Source organism: Morganella morganii (genome assembly GCF_041099235.1).
In the GTDB taxonomy this organism is placed as follows: Bacteria; Pseudomonadota; Gammaproteobacteria; order Enterobacterales; family Enterobacteriaceae; genus Morganella; species Morganella morganii_E.
In genome coordinates this window covers 1-764 of record NZ_JBFZSO010000025.1, presented here as the reverse complement: position 1 = coordinate 764, position 764 = coordinate 1, and the positions used below count along the sequence as shown (strand labels likewise).

Annotated in this window: 1 protein-coding gene; it reads right to left on the bottom strand. The window is 59.8% G+C overall.

Annotated features, from left to right (window positions below; translation table 11 throughout):
- Positions 1-764 (bottom strand): MFS transporter (locus AB7038_RS18075; protein ID WP_369453748.1); only part of this gene is annotated, 764 nt, incomplete at both ends.

The following is a 764-nucleotide window of genomic DNA, read 5'->3' as shown; positions in this document are numbered from 1 at the left end:
CGAACAGCGCCGCGCCGCCGATATAGACCAGCGCGTAGAAAAAACTACCGGAAGCGGCAACGATAAAACCGATAATCAGCGGCGTGAGGATCCCCGCCAGATTGGTGCAGAAATTAAAGATGCCGGCGGTTATCCCGCCCATCCCCTGCGGCGCGATATCGGAGATTAGCGTCCAGCCAAGGCCAACCATACCCTGACCGAAAAAGGCAAAAGACATCATCAGGATCACCGCCAGGTCGCTCGGCAGCCAGTTGGCGGAAATAATGCTGCTGGCCATCATCAGCCCGACGACGATAGGCAGCTTACGCGCCAGATTGGCCGAACCGGTGGCTTTCAGCAGCTTGTCGGAGAGCCAGCCGCCAAACAGCACGCCACCCGCCGCGGCGAGAAACGGCAAGATGGCGAAGAAGCCTACTTTCAACCACGCCATGTGGCCCTCGGTCGCCAGGTACGTTGGAAACCAGGTCAGAAAGAAGACCAGCACGGTATTACCGGCGAATTGACCGACGCTGGCGCCAATCACCTGTCGTTTTGCCAACAGCTGGCGCACCAGCGGCCAGCTAAAAGCGTTTTGCTGCTGCGGCGCGCTAGCCAGTCCGCCGCCACGAAGAATATGTTCGCGTTCACTGTCGCTCAGGCGGCTGTCCTGATGGGGTTCGCGGTAGCAACGCCACCAGACCAGCGCGAACAGGATGCCAACAACCCCGACGCTGATAAACAGCGCACGCCAGCCGAAGCTGCCCATAATCCAGAACAGCAGCGGC